General features: G+C 66.7%; 14 protein-coding genes. 12 read left to right on the top strand and 2 right to left on the bottom strand.

Going from position 1 to position 13,637, the window contains the following annotated elements:
- Nucleotides 1–45: 45 nt before the first annotated feature.
- The 4 genes from ACWV8V_RS06875 to ACWV8V_RS06860 all read left to right on the top strand — a co-directional run bounded on the left by ACWV8V_RS06875 (nucleotide 46) and on the right by ACWV8V_RS06860 (nucleotide 5,753).
- Nucleotides 46–1,401: an MFS transporter gene (locus ACWV8V_RS06875; RefSeq protein WP_259259821.1), complete on the top strand. Its 1,356-nt coding sequence runs from the start codon at nucleotides 46–48 to the stop codon at nucleotides 1,399–1,401.
- Nucleotides 1,398–1,793, top strand: coding sequence for a hypothetical protein (locus ACWV8V_RS06870; protein ID WP_259259823.1), 396 nt, complete (start codon nucleotides 1,398–1,400; stop codon nucleotides 1,791–1,793). The genes ACWV8V_RS06875 and ACWV8V_RS06870 overlap by 4 nt, the downstream gene beginning before the upstream one ends.
- 98 nt (nucleotides 1,794–1,891) lie before the next feature.
- Complete coding sequence (locus ACWV8V_RS06865; protein ID WP_259259825.1) at nucleotides 1,892–3,787, top strand: CocE/NonD family hydrolase; 1,896 nt, start codon at nucleotides 1,892–1,894, stop codon at nucleotides 3,785–3,787.
- Nucleotides 3,788–3,881: 94 nt separating this feature from the next.
- A complete protein-coding gene (locus ACWV8V_RS06860; RefSeq protein ID WP_259259826.1) occupies nucleotides 3,882–5,753 on the top strand; it encodes a hypothetical protein in 1,872 nt (623 codons plus the stop codon).
- A gap of 11 nt (nucleotides 5,754–5,764) precedes the next feature.
- On the opposite strand, the gene ACWV8V_RS06855 is transcribed toward ACWV8V_RS06860, so the two are convergent.
- Entirely contained in the window at nucleotides 5,765–6,859 is a 1,095-nt protein-coding gene (locus ACWV8V_RS06855) for an alkene reductase (protein WP_259259828.1), read from the bottom strand.
- Between the two features lie 207 nt (nucleotides 6,860–7,066).
- Here ACWV8V_RS06855 and ACWV8V_RS06850 point away from each other — a divergent pair, with 207 nt between their 5' ends.
- From ACWV8V_RS06850 to lldD, 4 genes are all read left to right on the top strand, one after another.
- A complete protein-coding gene (locus tag ACWV8V_RS06850; RefSeq protein ID WP_259259830.1) occupies nucleotides 7,067–7,825 on the top strand; it encodes an SDR family NAD(P)-dependent oxidoreductase in 759 nt (252 codons plus the stop codon).
- Nucleotides 7,826–7,924: 99 nt separating this feature from the next.
- Nucleotides 7,925–8,383, top strand: coding sequence for an MgtC/SapB family protein (locus tag ACWV8V_RS06845; protein WP_259259831.1), 459 nt, complete (start codon nucleotides 7,925–7,927; stop codon nucleotides 8,381–8,383).
- Entirely contained in the window at nucleotides 8,380–8,811 is a 432-nt protein-coding gene (locus ACWV8V_RS06840) for a VOC family protein (RefSeq protein WP_259259833.1), read from the top strand. The genes ACWV8V_RS06845 and ACWV8V_RS06840 overlap by 4 nt, the downstream gene beginning before the upstream one ends.
- Nucleotides 8,812–8,909: 98 nt before the next feature.
- On the top strand, nucleotides 8,910–10,109 hold the full coding sequence (lldD, locus tag ACWV8V_RS06835; RefSeq protein ID WP_259259836.1) for an FMN-dependent L-lactate dehydrogenase LldD: 1,200 nt from the start codon (nucleotides 8,910–8,912) through the stop codon (nucleotides 10,107–10,109).
- A 37-nt stretch (nucleotides 10,110–10,146) separates the two neighbouring features.
- Here the strand turns inward: lldD and ACWV8V_RS06830 are convergent, their stop codons facing one another.
- Nucleotides 10,147–10,452 (bottom strand): hypothetical protein, encoded by a 306-nt coding sequence (locus ACWV8V_RS06830; RefSeq protein ID WP_259259837.1) that lies wholly within the window; start codon nucleotides 10,450–10,452, stop codon nucleotides 10,147–10,149.
- A 173-nt stretch (nucleotides 10,453–10,625) separates the two neighbouring features.
- Between ACWV8V_RS06830 and ACWV8V_RS06825 the strand changes: the two genes are divergently transcribed.
- The 4 genes from ACWV8V_RS06825 (at nucleotide 10,626) to ACWV8V_RS06810 (ending at nucleotide 13,574) form a co-directional block, all read left to right on the top strand.
- A complete protein-coding gene (locus tag ACWV8V_RS06825) occupies nucleotides 10,626–11,120 on the top strand; it encodes a DUF1543 domain-containing protein (protein ID WP_259259840.1) in 495 nt (164 codons plus the stop codon).
- A gap of 100 nt (nucleotides 11,121–11,220) precedes the next feature.
- Nucleotides 11,221–11,847 (top strand): decarboxylase, encoded by a 627-nt coding sequence (locus ACWV8V_RS06820; protein ID WP_455899303.1) that lies wholly within the window; start codon nucleotides 11,221–11,223, stop codon nucleotides 11,845–11,847.
- 99 nt (nucleotides 11,848–11,946) lie between these two features.
- Entirely contained in the window at nucleotides 11,947–12,723 is a 777-nt protein-coding gene (locus tag ACWV8V_RS06815) for a CDP-diacylglycerol diphosphatase (protein ID WP_455899302.1), read from the top strand.
- 83 nt (nucleotides 12,724–12,806) lie between these two features.
- Nucleotides 12,807–13,574 carry a SapC family protein gene (locus ACWV8V_RS06810; RefSeq protein WP_259259844.1) on the top strand — a complete coding sequence of 256 codons (768 nt, stop codon included), beginning with the start codon at nucleotides 12,807–12,809 and terminating at the stop codon, nucleotides 13,572–13,574.
- The last annotated feature ends 63 nt before the right edge of the window (nucleotides 13,575–13,637 follow it).

Genomic DNA, 13,637 nt, shown 5'->3' with positions numbered 1-13,637 from the left:
GCCGCCGCCAACGCGCATGCTGCCGCCTCGCAATCGGAGCACCGCATGACATACCGGGCCAGGGTGGAAACACTGTACCTGCTGGGATTCTCGCTGGACCTGGTGAACATGTTCATCGGTACCGTCGCGTATCCGGCCATCGCCGCCGACCTGCAGGCCTCCGTGCCGCAGCTGGCGTGGATCGGCAACGCCTACATGCTCGGCCTGACCCTGGTGATTCCACTGGGCAGCTGGCTGGCCGCGCGGCTTGGCGAGCGCAGGGTGCTGTGCCTGTCGCTGGCGCTGTTCAGCGCGGGCGCTGTGCTGGCAGGCACCGCGCCGAGCATCGAGTGGCTGATCGGCTGGCGCCTGCTGCAGGGGCTGGGTGGCGGATTGTTGATTCCGGTGGGGCAGGCGATGGCCTACCGCGAATGCCCGCCGGCCGACCGCGCGCGTCTGACCGCCCGCATCATGGCGGTGGCACTGCTGGTGCCGGCGCTGTCACCGACGCTGGGCGGCCTGCTGGTGGAGTGGGGCTCATGGCGCGGCGTGTTGCTGGTCAGTGTGCCGCTGGCCATGGTGGCCTTGGCGCTGGCGGCCGCGTGGGTGCGCCCGGGTGCGCCGGTGGCCGTACCGGCGCTGGACCGTCGCGGGCTGCTGTTGGGCTCACTGGGCCTGAGCGTGTTGCTGGTTGCGCTGAGCCTGTTGGCAGAGCCGGGGCAGCGGATGCTCGGCGCGGGCCTGCTCGTGGTCGCCACCGTGGTGCTGGCGTTGTATGCCCGCAGTGCGCGCCTTACAGATCATCCGGTCCTGCACTGGTCGCTGCTGCGACATGCCTCGCTGCGGCTGGCGATGCTGGTCTATCTACTTGTGCCGGGCACCTTCATCGGCACGCAACTGGTGGCGACGCTGCTGCTGCATCGGCAGGGCTACGGGGCCGCAGCGATCGGGGGTTTCATGCTGCCGTGGGCGATCGCCTCGGCCTGCGCCATCGCCACCACACGGCACTGGCTGCCACGCATCGGGGCGCGCCCGCTGTTGAGTGCCGGCATGGGATGCCAGGCGGTCGGCATCGCGTTGTTGATCGGCCTACCGGCCAGTCAGCCGTGGTTGCCGGTACTGGCCTTCGCGCTGATGGGGCTGGGCGGGAGCCTGTGCAGCAGCAGCGCACAGACGCTCGCGTTCCAGACACTGGCGGACGCGGAGCTGCTGCCGGGCAGTGCGCTGTGGAATCTCAACCGCCAACTCAGCTTCTGTCTGGCCGCCGCGCTGTTGGCCTGTGTGCTGGCGGTGCTGTCCTCCGTGCTGCCAGCGCACGCGTTCCCGCTCACCCTGATGCTGGCGGCGGGCATGAGCCTGCTGCCGATGCTTCTGCTATGGCGCCTGCCGGCGTCTTCCCTTGCTTTGAGAGCCTCCCCATGAATGACACGCTTGCCTTCAACGAGATCCATGACCTGCATGTGCTGATCGAAGACTGGTTCACCGGCCGCTCGCCGGTGGCTGCGCTGGACACACTGCTGGCCCGTTTCAGCGAGGACTTCAGCATGGTCGGGATCCGTGGCATCCGCCTGGACAAGCCCGCGCTCGCCGACCTCTTCGCCTCCGCCCGTGGCAGCCGGCCCGGGCTGAGAATTACGGTCGATGCAATGCAGTACCTGCCACTCGCGCCCGCCGCCTGCGCGGTGCGCTATCGTGAGGATCAGGTCGGCGCGGAGGGCACCGGCCATCGACGTGAGGCCTTGGCGGTTCTCGTGAGCCGCCCGGACGGCACGCTGCGCTGGCAGGCTTTGCACGAAACGGTGGTTGGCAGCTGAATGCGCGAAATGGCCACGGAACAGGCCGATCGGCATCTACCGGGGCAGCGCCCGCGGCGCTAGGCTGCGGGAGTTGCCATCACTGCCGGGAGAGCCCCATGCGTGTGTGTGTATTGCCAGTTGCGCTGTTGAGTCTGATGGTTGCGGCCAGTGTGTCGGCGCAGACCTCGCCGATGACCCCGGACATTCCCGCCAAGGGCTTCGTGACGCCCACGGCGCAGGACAACTACGACAAGCGCGTGGTGATGGTGCCGATGCGTGACGGAACGAAACTCTACACGGTGATCGTGGTGCCCAAGGGCGCCAGGCACGCGCCGATCCTGCTGACCCGCACGCCGTACGATGCCGCCAACCGCGCCAAACGCATGGATTCGCCGAACATGCGCGACATCCTGCCGCAGGGCGACGAGGTGTTCGTCGATGGCGGGTACATCCGGGTGTTCCAGGACATCCGCGGCAAGTACGGCTCCCAGGGCGATTACGTGATGACCCGGCCGCTGCGCGGGCCGCTCAACACCACGAAGGTGGACCACGCAACCGACGCGTGGGACACCATCGATTGGCTGGTCAAGCATGTACCCGAAAGCAATGGGAAGGTCGGCATGCTGGGTTCGTCCTATGAAGGCTTCACCGTGGTGATGGCGCTGACCAACCCGCACCCGGCACTGAAGGTGGCTGCGCCGCAGAGCCCGATGATCGATGGCTGGATGGGCGATGACTGGCTCAACTACGGTGCGTTCCGGCAGGTCAATTTCGGCTACTTCACCGGGCAGTTGGCCAAGCGCGGCAAGGGGCCGTCCATTCCCAGCGTGGGCTACGACGACTACACGACCTTCCTGCGCGCCGGCTCGGCCGGGGACTACGCCAAGGCCAATGGTCTGGATCAGTTGCCGTGGTGGCACAAGCTGATCGAACACCCCAGCTACGACGCGTTCTGGCAGGAGCAGGCGCTGGACGCGCGCATGGCCAAGACCGAGCTGAAGGTGCCCACGATGTGGCTGCAGGGCCTGTGGGACCAGGAAGACATGTGGGGTGCGGTGCACAGCTATGCGGCGATGGAGCCGCGCGACACCGGCAACACGCTGAACTATCTGGTGATGGGGCCGTGGCGGCACAGCCAGGTCAACTACGACGGCAGTAGCCTGGGCGCCCTGAAGTTCGACGGCGATACCGCGCTGCAGTTCCGCCGCGATGTGCTCAAGCCGTTCTTCGATCAGTACCTGGTGGATGGCGCGCCCAAGGCGCAGACGCCGCCGGTGCTGATCTACAACACCGGTGAAAACCAGTGGGACAAGCTGCAGCAATGGCCGCGCAGCGTGGCGCAGCCCAAGCCCCTGTATCTGCGCGCGGGCGGCAAGCTGTCCTTCGAGGCACCGCAGGCCGGTGAAGCGACCTTCGAGGCGTATGTGTCCGATCCGGCCAAGCCGGTGCCGTTCGTGCCGCGCCCGGTGCGGTTCGCCGACCGCGATATGTGGACGAGCTGGTTGGTGAAGGATCAGCGCTTCGTGGATGGCCGGCCGGACGTGCTGACCTTCGTCAGCGAACCGTTGACCGCCCCGTTGCGGATCGGCGGTGCGCCGCAGGTGAATCTGCAGGCCGCCACGAGTGGCAGCGACAGCGACTGGGTGGTGAAGCTGATCGATGTGTATCCCGACCAGACGCCGTCGACGCCGGAGATGGGCGGCTACGAGCTGTCAGTCTCGATGGCGATCTTCCGTGGCCGGTACCGCGAGAGCTTCAGCGACCCGAAGGCGATCGCGAGCAACCAGGTGCTGGACTACACGTTCGGTCTACCAACGGCGAACCATGTGTTCCAACCGGGTCATCGGGTCATGGTGCAGGTGCAGTCGAGCCTGTTCCCGCTGTATGACCGCAATCCGCAGACGTTCGTGCCGAACATCTACCTGGCCAAACCGGGCGATTACCAGAAGGCGACGCAGCAGATCTGGCACGCGCCGCAGCAGGCCAGTTTCATTTCATTGCCTGTGTACTGAGCGCCGGAGTATCGCGCGCACGAATGTTGCCGACTGCATTGCATCGTCAAGGCACAGGCGCTAGCGTGCAGCTCCACTTTGTCTGATGCGACCGATGAAAAGGATGTTCGTGGTAGGCGCGCTGGTCTGGCTGGCAGGCGGCGCGCAGGCGCAGTCGTTCACCGCACTGGGCAACAGTTTCGGCGCCGAGGCGCTGGTGTCCCTCGATGGCCGCCTGCTGGTGCCGCCCAATGGCGCGCGCATGCATCGGCTGTCCGCCGACCGCTGGATGCGTGCGCAGGGCCCCACCACGCCGCAGCAGTGGTACGACGATGCAGGACGACTGCTGCGTGAGGACCGCGGTTATACCGAGTACCACGAACGGTTCGTGCTGCCGCAGGCCGCACCCGGTGATCCGTTGTGGGAGGCGTTCATCCAGGCCGATGGTGAGGCGGTCGGTGGCCGGGGCGTGGTGGATGCGCTGGGTCAGGTTCGCTTTCCAGCGCTGAAGGATGGCGAATGGGTGCCGTTGGCGGTACCCGATCGCGTGCTGTGGAACGCCCGCAGTGGTCCGCTGCGCTTCCATGACCTGCACGGGCGCGCGGTCATGGAACTGGACGAGCAGCAGGTCCAGTGGGTGGCTGGGCCCTTCGTCGGCCGCCACGTGTATGTCGCGTGCAGTGTCCAGGTGCCTGAGCACTGCGACGTGCGGGATGAATCCGGTACGACGTTGTTTTCCGATGACATCGACGCGCTGCTGCCCGTTACCGACGGTGGCTGGTGGCTGCGCCAAGGCGAGCTGTGGCGGCGGGTGGATGCACAGGGCAGGGCGACGGACAGTGCGCGCTACCAGCAGGATGGTCTGTATCCCCGTTATCGCCAGTATGGCGGCACTGCGGGCCGGCGCGACTGGCCCGAGCAGGTCAACCGGCATGCCACCGGCAGCGCCGACGACACGCCCGAGCCCGGCTGGCTGATGGCCGACGGACACTTTGCCGCACAGCGTGGCAACGTCCGCCTGGATTACTGCGGTGGCCGCTGGCAGGTGCTGGACAACGAGGGCGCCAACCCGCCCACCGCCGCCCCGGCCGCGCTGGCAGCGGGGCTCGACGAGCCCGATGCCGAACAACGGCAGGCACCGCCGTGGCGCGTGCGGCATCCCACCGAGACCGAGACCGCAGCGGTGCTGGACTGCAATGGCGAGGTCGTGTTCGCGCCTTCAGACGTGACCCGGTTCGACGCCGTCGGCACTGGATTGCTTGGAAGGTTCGGCGGCGAATCCTCACCGCGCCTGTGGTGGGATGGACGCACGGCCTACACGGTGCCTGCCGACATGGCCATCGACGAACGCCACGTCACCCCGCCGTTGCTGGTGCTCCGGGGGGAGGCCGCCGGCGTCAACCACCTGTACAACCTCGAGCGTGGCCGCATCGTGGGTCGTCCGTTCGAAGGTGTGGTGCGCATGGACGGTGGCCGGGTGGTGTTCCGCCGGGACGGGAAACTGGGCATGATGCTGGCCGATGGCAGCGAACCGGCGCCGCCGGAGAGCTTCGATATCCTGCCCTGGGGCACGGACCGCACCTGGACGCGCCGCTATCTGGACGGGGGCGATGAAGAGCTGGTCCTGCTGGACGCCAGCCATCAGGTGCTGCTGCGGCGACGCCTGCTGTTCAGTGGTGTGGAACTGCAGTCCACCTGGCAAGGGGATGTGGAAAGCCAGCCGCTGACGCTGGTGAATCTCGGCACGATGCGCTTTGCCGATGGCGAATACTTCGTCCAGCAATGGCTGGATCGCGACGGACAGGTGCTGCTCAGTGACATCAGCTGTCCGGCATCCGGCAATGGCCCGCCCTCGAAGGGGAAGGGCGTCCTGCTCGGGCGCGGGTGGCGCGTGGACAGTCTGCCCACGCGCCCCTGCAAGCTGCCCCGGGCGCTGCTGCCGGTGCTTGCCGGCGGCGATGTGACCGATGCGATGCGCGACCGGTAACCGCGCGCGGATCAGCCTGAAACGCTGGGGTAGTCGGTATAGCCGTGCGCACCGCCGCCGTACAGCGTGTCCTGGTCCAGGTCGGACAGCGCCACGCCGAGACGGAAGCGCTCGACCAGATCCGGGTTGGCGATGAAGGGGCGACCGAACGCGATCATGTCGGCATAGCCCGACGCCACGGCGGCTTCCGCGCGTGCCTGGTCATAGCCGTTGTTGGCGATCCAGGCACCGGTGAACTTGGCGCGCAGGGCGGCGTAGTCGAAGGCGATGTTGTCGCGTGGGCCACCGGTCGCCCCTTCGATCACATGGATGAAGGCGAGCGGGCCGATGGCATCCAGGCGCTCCACGGCGCGTTCGAACAACGGCTGCGGGTTGGAATCCTCCGCGTCGTTGGCCGGTGTCACCGGCGACAGGCGCACACCGGTGCGTTCGGCGCCGATTTCCGAGACGATCGCGCGGACCACTTCATCGAGCAGGCGGGTGCGGTTCTCGATGCTGCCACCGTAGCCGTCGGTGCGCTGGTTGCTGCCATCGCGCAGGAACTGGTCGATCAGGTAACCGTTGGCGGCATGCACTTCCACGCCGTCAAAACCGGCGGTGATCGCGTTGCGCGCGGCCTGGCGGAAGTCCTGGATCAGGCCGGGAATCTCGTCCAGGCGCAGGGCACGTGGTTCGGAGACCTCTTCAAAGCCCTTGGCCGTGAACGTTTTGGTGTTGGCACGCAAGGCACTCGGTGCTACCGGGACCTCGCCCTCGGGCAGCAGGCTGGTGTGTGAGATGCGGCCGACATGCCACAACTGCAGCACGATCTTGCCGCCGCGTGCATGCACCGCATCGGTGACCTTCTTCCAGGCGTCGATCTGGGCTTGGCTGTAGATGCCGGGTGTGTCGAGATAACCCTGGCCCATCGGGCTGATCTGGGTGGCCTCGGCAATGATCAGGCCGGCGCTGGCGCGCTGTTCGTAGTACTGGATGGCGAGCGGATTGGGGATGCGGTCGTGGATCGCGCGGTTGCGCGTCAGCGGTGCCATCGCGACGCGGTTGGCGACGTCGATGGCCCCCAGACGGGTGGGGGAGAACAACTGGCCGTCACTGGAGTCTGTCATGGGTTTACCTTGGGGGAGGGGTGCCGCCATCGGCGGAGGAATCAGGTATGTAGGCGTACGACCCCGAGCATAGGCCCAGGTGCGTTGCAGCGATGGGAAGGATTGTTGCGGAGCCTGCTGTGCACGTTCTGTAACGTTTTCGCGGCGTATGGTCGAGGCATGGGCAGGCACTGCCCGCAGCCTTATTCCAACCCGAGGAACAACGCGATGATTGATTATCAACTCAAGGGAAAGGTCGCCATCGTCACCGGCGGCGTCTCCGGCATTGGCCTGGCCGTGGCTGAACTGCTGGCCGATTCCGGTGCGGCGGTGGCGGTGTGGGACCTCAAGGCCGACGCCGTCGAGAAGACCGCCGAGGCGCTGCGCAAGAAAGGTGTGAAGTCGATCGGCATCGCCTTGAACGTCACCGATGAGCACGCTGTTGAAGCGGCGGTGAAGCAGACCGTCGAGGAACTCGGCGGGCTGGATATCGCGGTGAACAACGCGGGTATCGGCGGGCCGTCGGCGGCCAGCGGCGACTACCCGGTGGAGGGCTGGAAGAACGTCATCGACGTCAATCTCAACAGCGTGTTCCTATGCCAGCGGGCGCAGATCCAGGCGATGCGCAGCGCGGGCAAGGGCGGCAGCATCATCAATATGGCCTCGATCCTGGGCCAGGTGGGGTTCGGCAACTCCTCCGCCTACGCCGCTGCCAAGCACGGTGTGGTCGGGCTGACCCAGACGGCCGCGTGGGAACATGCCGCAGACAAGATCCGCATCAATGCCGTGGGCCCCGGTTTCATCGCCACGCCGCTGCTGGACAAGATGGACCCGAAGGTGAAGCAGGCGCTGGAGAGCAAGCATGCGCTTGGGCGCCTCGGTACCCCGGACGAGGTTGCGGCCCTGGTGGCATGGCTGGCCAGTGCCGATGCCAGCTTCGCGACCGGCACCTACTACGCCATCGATGGTGGTTATCTGGCGCAGTAAGCCTTGCAGCGGCAGGCTCACCCGGGCCTGCCGCTGGCTTCACGGTGCTCAGACGCCCCTGTCTGCGACGCTCCGTCCATTGCCGGATGAGAGACGCAGATGGGACTGGAACAAGATCTATCGATCCTGCTGCGCATAGCCGTGGCGATGCTGTTGGGTGGCACCCTGGGCATCGAGCGCGAGATGGGCAAGCACGCGGCTGGCCTGCGGACACACATGCTGATTGCCGGTGCGGCGGCATTGATCGTTGGACTCGGTGACAGCATCGCAGAACACTTCCAGGAAGAGCGCTACCGCGACCTGCTGCAGGTCGATCCTGTCCGTCTGATCGAAGCGGTGGTGGCCTGCGTCGGCTTCGTCGCGGCCGGTACGATCCTGCGGGGCTCGCGCGATGACCAGGTCAGCGGACTGACCACTGCCAGCTCGTTGATCATGGCCGCCGCCATCGGCATCGCGGTTGGCATCGGCGAGTACGTGATCGCCACGGGTGTGAGTGTGCTGTGCCTGATCGTGCTGGTCGTATTCAGCCGTATCGCCAAGAAACTGGAGTCCTCATGAGCAGCGAACGACCGTTCAACATTCAGCGCATCGACCATGTGGTGCTCCGCGTGCAGGATCTGCCGCGGGCCGTACACTTCTATCGCGACATCCTCGGCTGCACCGTGGCCCGCGAGCGCCCGTCGCTGGGCATGGTGCATCTGCATGCCGGCGAATCGATGATCGATCTGGTCAGTGTGAACGGCCCCCTGGGCGCCAAGGGCGGTGCGGCGCCGGGGCGCGAAGGACGCAATGTCGATCACCTGTGCCTGCGCGTTGAGCCCTTCGATGAGGCACACGTGCGCGCGCATCTGGAGGGGCAGCAGCTCACGCTGGAAGGGCCGGCCGAGCGCAACTACGGTGCGGAAGGCGATGGGCTGTCGCTGCGCCTGCGTGATCCCGACGGCAACCTGGTGGAACTGAAGGGGCGGTCCAGCGACTGCGGCTGATCGTCCGCAGGGCGGCGGGAAAGGCGTTCGACCAATGGTCTGGTTGGCATGCCCTGCGATCTGCGGTTCACTGGGGGCCGTTCCAGCGCAGATGAGCCATGATCATTTCCGCCTCCACCGATTATCGCGCAGCAGCACAACGCCGCCTGCCGTCGTTCCTGTTCCATTACATCGATGGCGGCGCGTACGCCGAGGACACGCTGAAGCGCAACGTCACGGACCTGTCGGACATCGCGCTGCGCCAGCGCGTCCTGCGCAACATGTCCGATCTGAGCTTGGAAACCGAGCTGTTCGGCGAACGTCTGGCGATGCCGGTGGCACTGGCGCCGGTCGGCCTGACCGGGATGTATGCGCGCCGTGGTGAGGTGCAGGCGGCCAGGGCAGCGGCAAGCCGGGGGATCCCGTTCACGCTGTCCACCGTCTCGGTCTGCCCGATCGAGGAAGTAGCCCCGGCCATCGACCGGCCGATGTGGTTCCAGCTGTATGTGCTCAAGGACCGCGGCTTCATGCGCAATGCGCTGGAGCGGGCCAAGGCGGCGGGCGTGACCACGCTGGTGTTCACTGTGGATATGCCGACGCCGGGCGCACGTTACCGCGATGCGCATTCGGGCATGAGTGGCCCGAACGCGCCGGCGCGGCGCATGCTGCAGGCGGTCACCCACCCGCGCTGGGCGTGGGACGTCGGTCTGTTCGGCCGCCCGCATGACCTGGGCAACATCTCCACCTACCGTGGCAGCCCGACCGGCTTGGCCGATTACATCGGCTGGCTGGGCACCAACTTCGATCCGTCCATTTCGTGGAAGGACCTGGAGTGGATCCGCGAGTTCTGGACTGGCCCGATGGTGATCAAGGGCATCCTCGATCCGGACGATGCGCGTGATGCCGTGCGCTTTGGTGCCGATGGCATTGTGGTCTCCAACCACGGCGGGCGCCAGCTCGACGGTGTGCTGTCCACCGCGCGGGCGCTGCCGGCCATTGCCGACGCGGTGAAGGGCGAGCTGAAGATCCTGGCCGACTCCGGCATCCGCAACGGCCTGGATGTGGTGCGCATGATTGCCCTCGGCGCGGACAGCGTGCTGCTGGGGCGTGCGTTCGTGTATGCGCTCGCTGCGCAGGGCGAGGCTGGCGTGGCCAATCTGCTGGATCTTATTGCCAAGGAAATGCGCGTGGCGATGACGCTTACCGGCGCGAAGACCATCGCCGATATCGGTGCCGATTCGCTGGTGGACGCCACCCAACGGCGCCAACCACCGGCAGAGCCACAACATGGGTGGCTGCACGGAAACCCTGCGATCTGACGGTCCAGCCACCCATGGGGTGGCTACCGCGGAAGAATCATTCGCAGCGGACGGCGGTGATGACGTTGTCCTTGTCGATGAACACCCGCAGGCGGTCCTGGCGCAGGTCACGGGTGGTGATCGTGGCCGGGCCGATCGGATTGATCAGGCCGGCCCCGCTCTGCACCAGCAGCTTGCGCATGTTCGCTTCGTCGGCCTTCTGGCCCACGGCCCAGTCCAGCGCGTCGGCCTTGCACAGGCCCGGCCCCTTGATTTCCGGCCCCGGCGTGCTGACGCAGGCGGTCAGTGACAGGGTGCCTGCGAGCATGATCGCGGCGAGGGGATAACGGGAAAGGGATGCCATCGGGTCGCTCCTGCGGGGTCAGGCGCCGACCATACCACCGCGGTGCGCATGGGCGTGTGGTGGCCACCCCGCGACGGTTCGACGCAGCGAGTATCGCGCGCGCGGGCCAGAACGCCGCCGGCCTGGCGTTACACTGGATACCCGCTCAACATCGGTCATGCCGGGAGTCGCAGGTGCTGCACGTGTTCATGCTTGGCGGGCGGCACGCCCGGGCCCGGATCGAGGTCCACGATGTGGCTTTCGCCAACGTCGATGTGATCGAGGAGGCCTACCCGCAGCTGCGCCAGGACTGGTTCGGCGAGCGCAAAGGGCTGCATGTCGATGGCTGGCTCGCCGTGGATGGGGTGGAAGAGTACCGGGTTCGCTTCGCCGATGTGGCTACGGCTGTCGACGGACCGCGGTTGTATTTTCTCAATCTCGGTGGGTATGCCGCCGGCGCGCTGGGCGAGGCGCATGACTACCGGCTGCTGGTCGCCACCAGTATTGAAGAGGCCAAGCGCAAGGCCAAGGCGCTGCGCGATGCCAGCTGGTTCAAGCCGCATACCGATGCCCTGCTGGAAGTCGATGACTGCATCGCCATCGATCAGGTCGGCGGCCGCCACGTGCAGCTTGAACGCGGGGACCACCAGGGCATCAGTCTGGTCAGTGACTACATCGTGATCGGCTGAGCGGCACCGATTGCCCGTCGGCCTGTCGCTGGCGCATAGTGTCGCGGTCTTGTGAGGTCCGGCGGTATCGCCGCGACAGGTCAACCAACGGAAACAGAGCATGCAGAGCAGGAAGATCACGGCCGCCTTGATCGTGACGGTGGGAATGGCCTTGGCAGGCAGCGTGATGGCCGCCGAGCCGGAGGCGCCGGTGTTTGGAGGGTGGCGCAATCTGCATTCGGCCAATGGCGCAGCGCCCGTGCTGGAGGATCTGCCGTTCGCGATCCTGCCGCGCGACGTGGCCAAGGGCACCCGCTTTGCGCTCCTGGACCGCGAGAACAAGCAGGCGGTGTGCTGCCTGGTCGTGGACAGCGAACGGCTCGATGCGATCGGGCTGGAAACCCGCTACCGCCTGCCGGGCGTCTGGATTGCGGATCTGCTCGGCAACGAGGACTTCAACCAGCGTCATGGCGACCGCCATGTGTTCGCGATGAAGCGCGAAGACGCCTTGCTGGACCACGTTTTCTCCGATGCCGGGGGCGCCTACAGCGATCTGGGCGGGCTGCTGCTGCCGGCCGGTGCCGCGCTGGAAGAGGGCGGCAGCATCAAGCTCGGTGCGACCAGCTACCGCCTGCAGACCCAGTCGCAGCGGTTCGCCGATGACAACGGCGCACTGGATCGCTACACCCTGCAGCCGCCGGCGCCGGCCGCTCCGGTGGTGGTCGAGGTGCCGTACAGCACGTACTGACACGGAAACGACAGAAGCGGCACGGTACAATTGCGCCCGCCCGCCGGCAGTGCCCGGCCGGGCCTGCATCCCTGTACGAGCCTGTCCGTGATCGCCCGAGTGTCCCTGTCCTGCGCGCTGCTGCTGTTGACCGCCTGCGCCACGCCGGTGTTGCCGCCAGCAAAACCCCAGCCCAACCCGGACGCCCTGTGGGGCATCATCCAGCGCGACTGCGCGGGCGAGGCAGCCCCCCGTGGCAGCTGCCTGGCCGTCGCCGCCGAGGCACGGCGACGCGACGTCCTGCTGAAGGATTCGCACGGCCACTATCAGTTCCTGCTGCTGCCGCTGGATCGGGTGTCGGGCATCGAGAGCCCGGCGCTGCTGCGGGCCGGTGCACCCAATTATTTCGCCGCTGCCTGGGCCGCCCGCAGCCACACCGAGCAGGCGCTGGGCCGGCCGTTACCCCGTGACGTGGCCAGCCTGGCCCTGAACTCACCCCACGGACGCTCCCAGCACCAGTTGCACATCCACGTGGACTGCCTGCGGGCCGATGTCCTGACGCAATTGCGCCGCCTGCAGCCTGCCATCGGCAGCAGCTGGCAGGCGTTGCCCGAGCCCTTGCGTGGGCATGTGTATCTGGCCCGCCACCTGCCGGGTGCCGAGCTGACGGCCAATCCGGTCCGCTTGCTTGCCAACCACTTGCAAGACCCCGCCGATATCGGCAACTGGTCGCTGGTGGTGGCCGGGCAGACCGACGCGGCGGGTGCGCCAGGTTTCCTTCTTCTGGCAACCCGCCTGGATCTTGATACCGGCAACAAGGCCAGCGGTGAGGAGCTTCAGGACCACGCCTGCGCTGCCCTGACCGGTGCGACAGGCCCGCTGGATGGCGTGCTCTGAGGCCTGGCACGTTATAGTGGCCTTTCAATGCGATTCCCGCTTTCGCGCCCGGGCTCACTGGCGCGTCGTATTCGACTTATTCCATGACTGCTGAAACCACGACTCCGCCCACCGCTGCGCCGTCCCAGGCCACCGGTCCGCTGTTTTACCAACAGGCTGTGCCGCTGCGTTCGGACGAGCACGCCACTTGGCGCCTGCTGCCGGAAACGGCGAACTTCGCGGCTGACACCAACGCGATCCCGGCCGTGATCGGCGAGTTCGGCTCGCTGGCGCAGCACTACCCGATCATCTTCACCGGCCAGGACGCGATGCCGCTGGTGGCCGTGGGTCTGTCCCAGCGCAATCTGTTTGTCGCCGATGGCGTATGGGATGAACAGAGCTACGTGCCGGCGTACGTGCGCCGCTATCCGTTCGTGTTCATGCAGGCCGGTGAGCCGGACAACTACGTCCTCGCCGTGGATGCGGCCGCCAAGCAGGTCAACCAAGGCGACAGCGAAGAAGGCCTGCCGCTGTTCCAGGATGGCAAGGCGACCGAACTGGTCGACAACGCGATGCGTTTCTGCAGCGATTACACCCGCGAGCACGAGCATACCCGCCGCTTCTCGGCCGCGCTGATCGAGAACGATCTGCTCATCGACCGCAACATCGATGTCACCCTGGCCGATGGCCGGAAGATGTCGGTCAACGGTTTCCAGGTGGTGGATGTTGAAAAGTTCGCCGCGTTGCCGGACGAGACCGTCGTGGCCTGGCACCGCAGCGGCTGGCTGGCGCTGGTTCATCATCATCTGAGCTCGCTGGCGCGCTTCAGCGCGCTGGTGAACCGCCAGAGCCAGGTGCCTGCCGAGGCCTGAATCCCGGCACGCACGCAGTAAAAAAAACGGCGGCCGCAGGGCCGTCGTTTTTCGTTGTTCGGG

The sequence above is a fragment of the Stenotrophomonas sp. Ker107b genome (assembly GCF_053847245.1).
The sequence above is the reverse complement of the archived record's forward strand: the minus strand, read 5'-3'. Positions and strand labels throughout refer to the sequence as shown.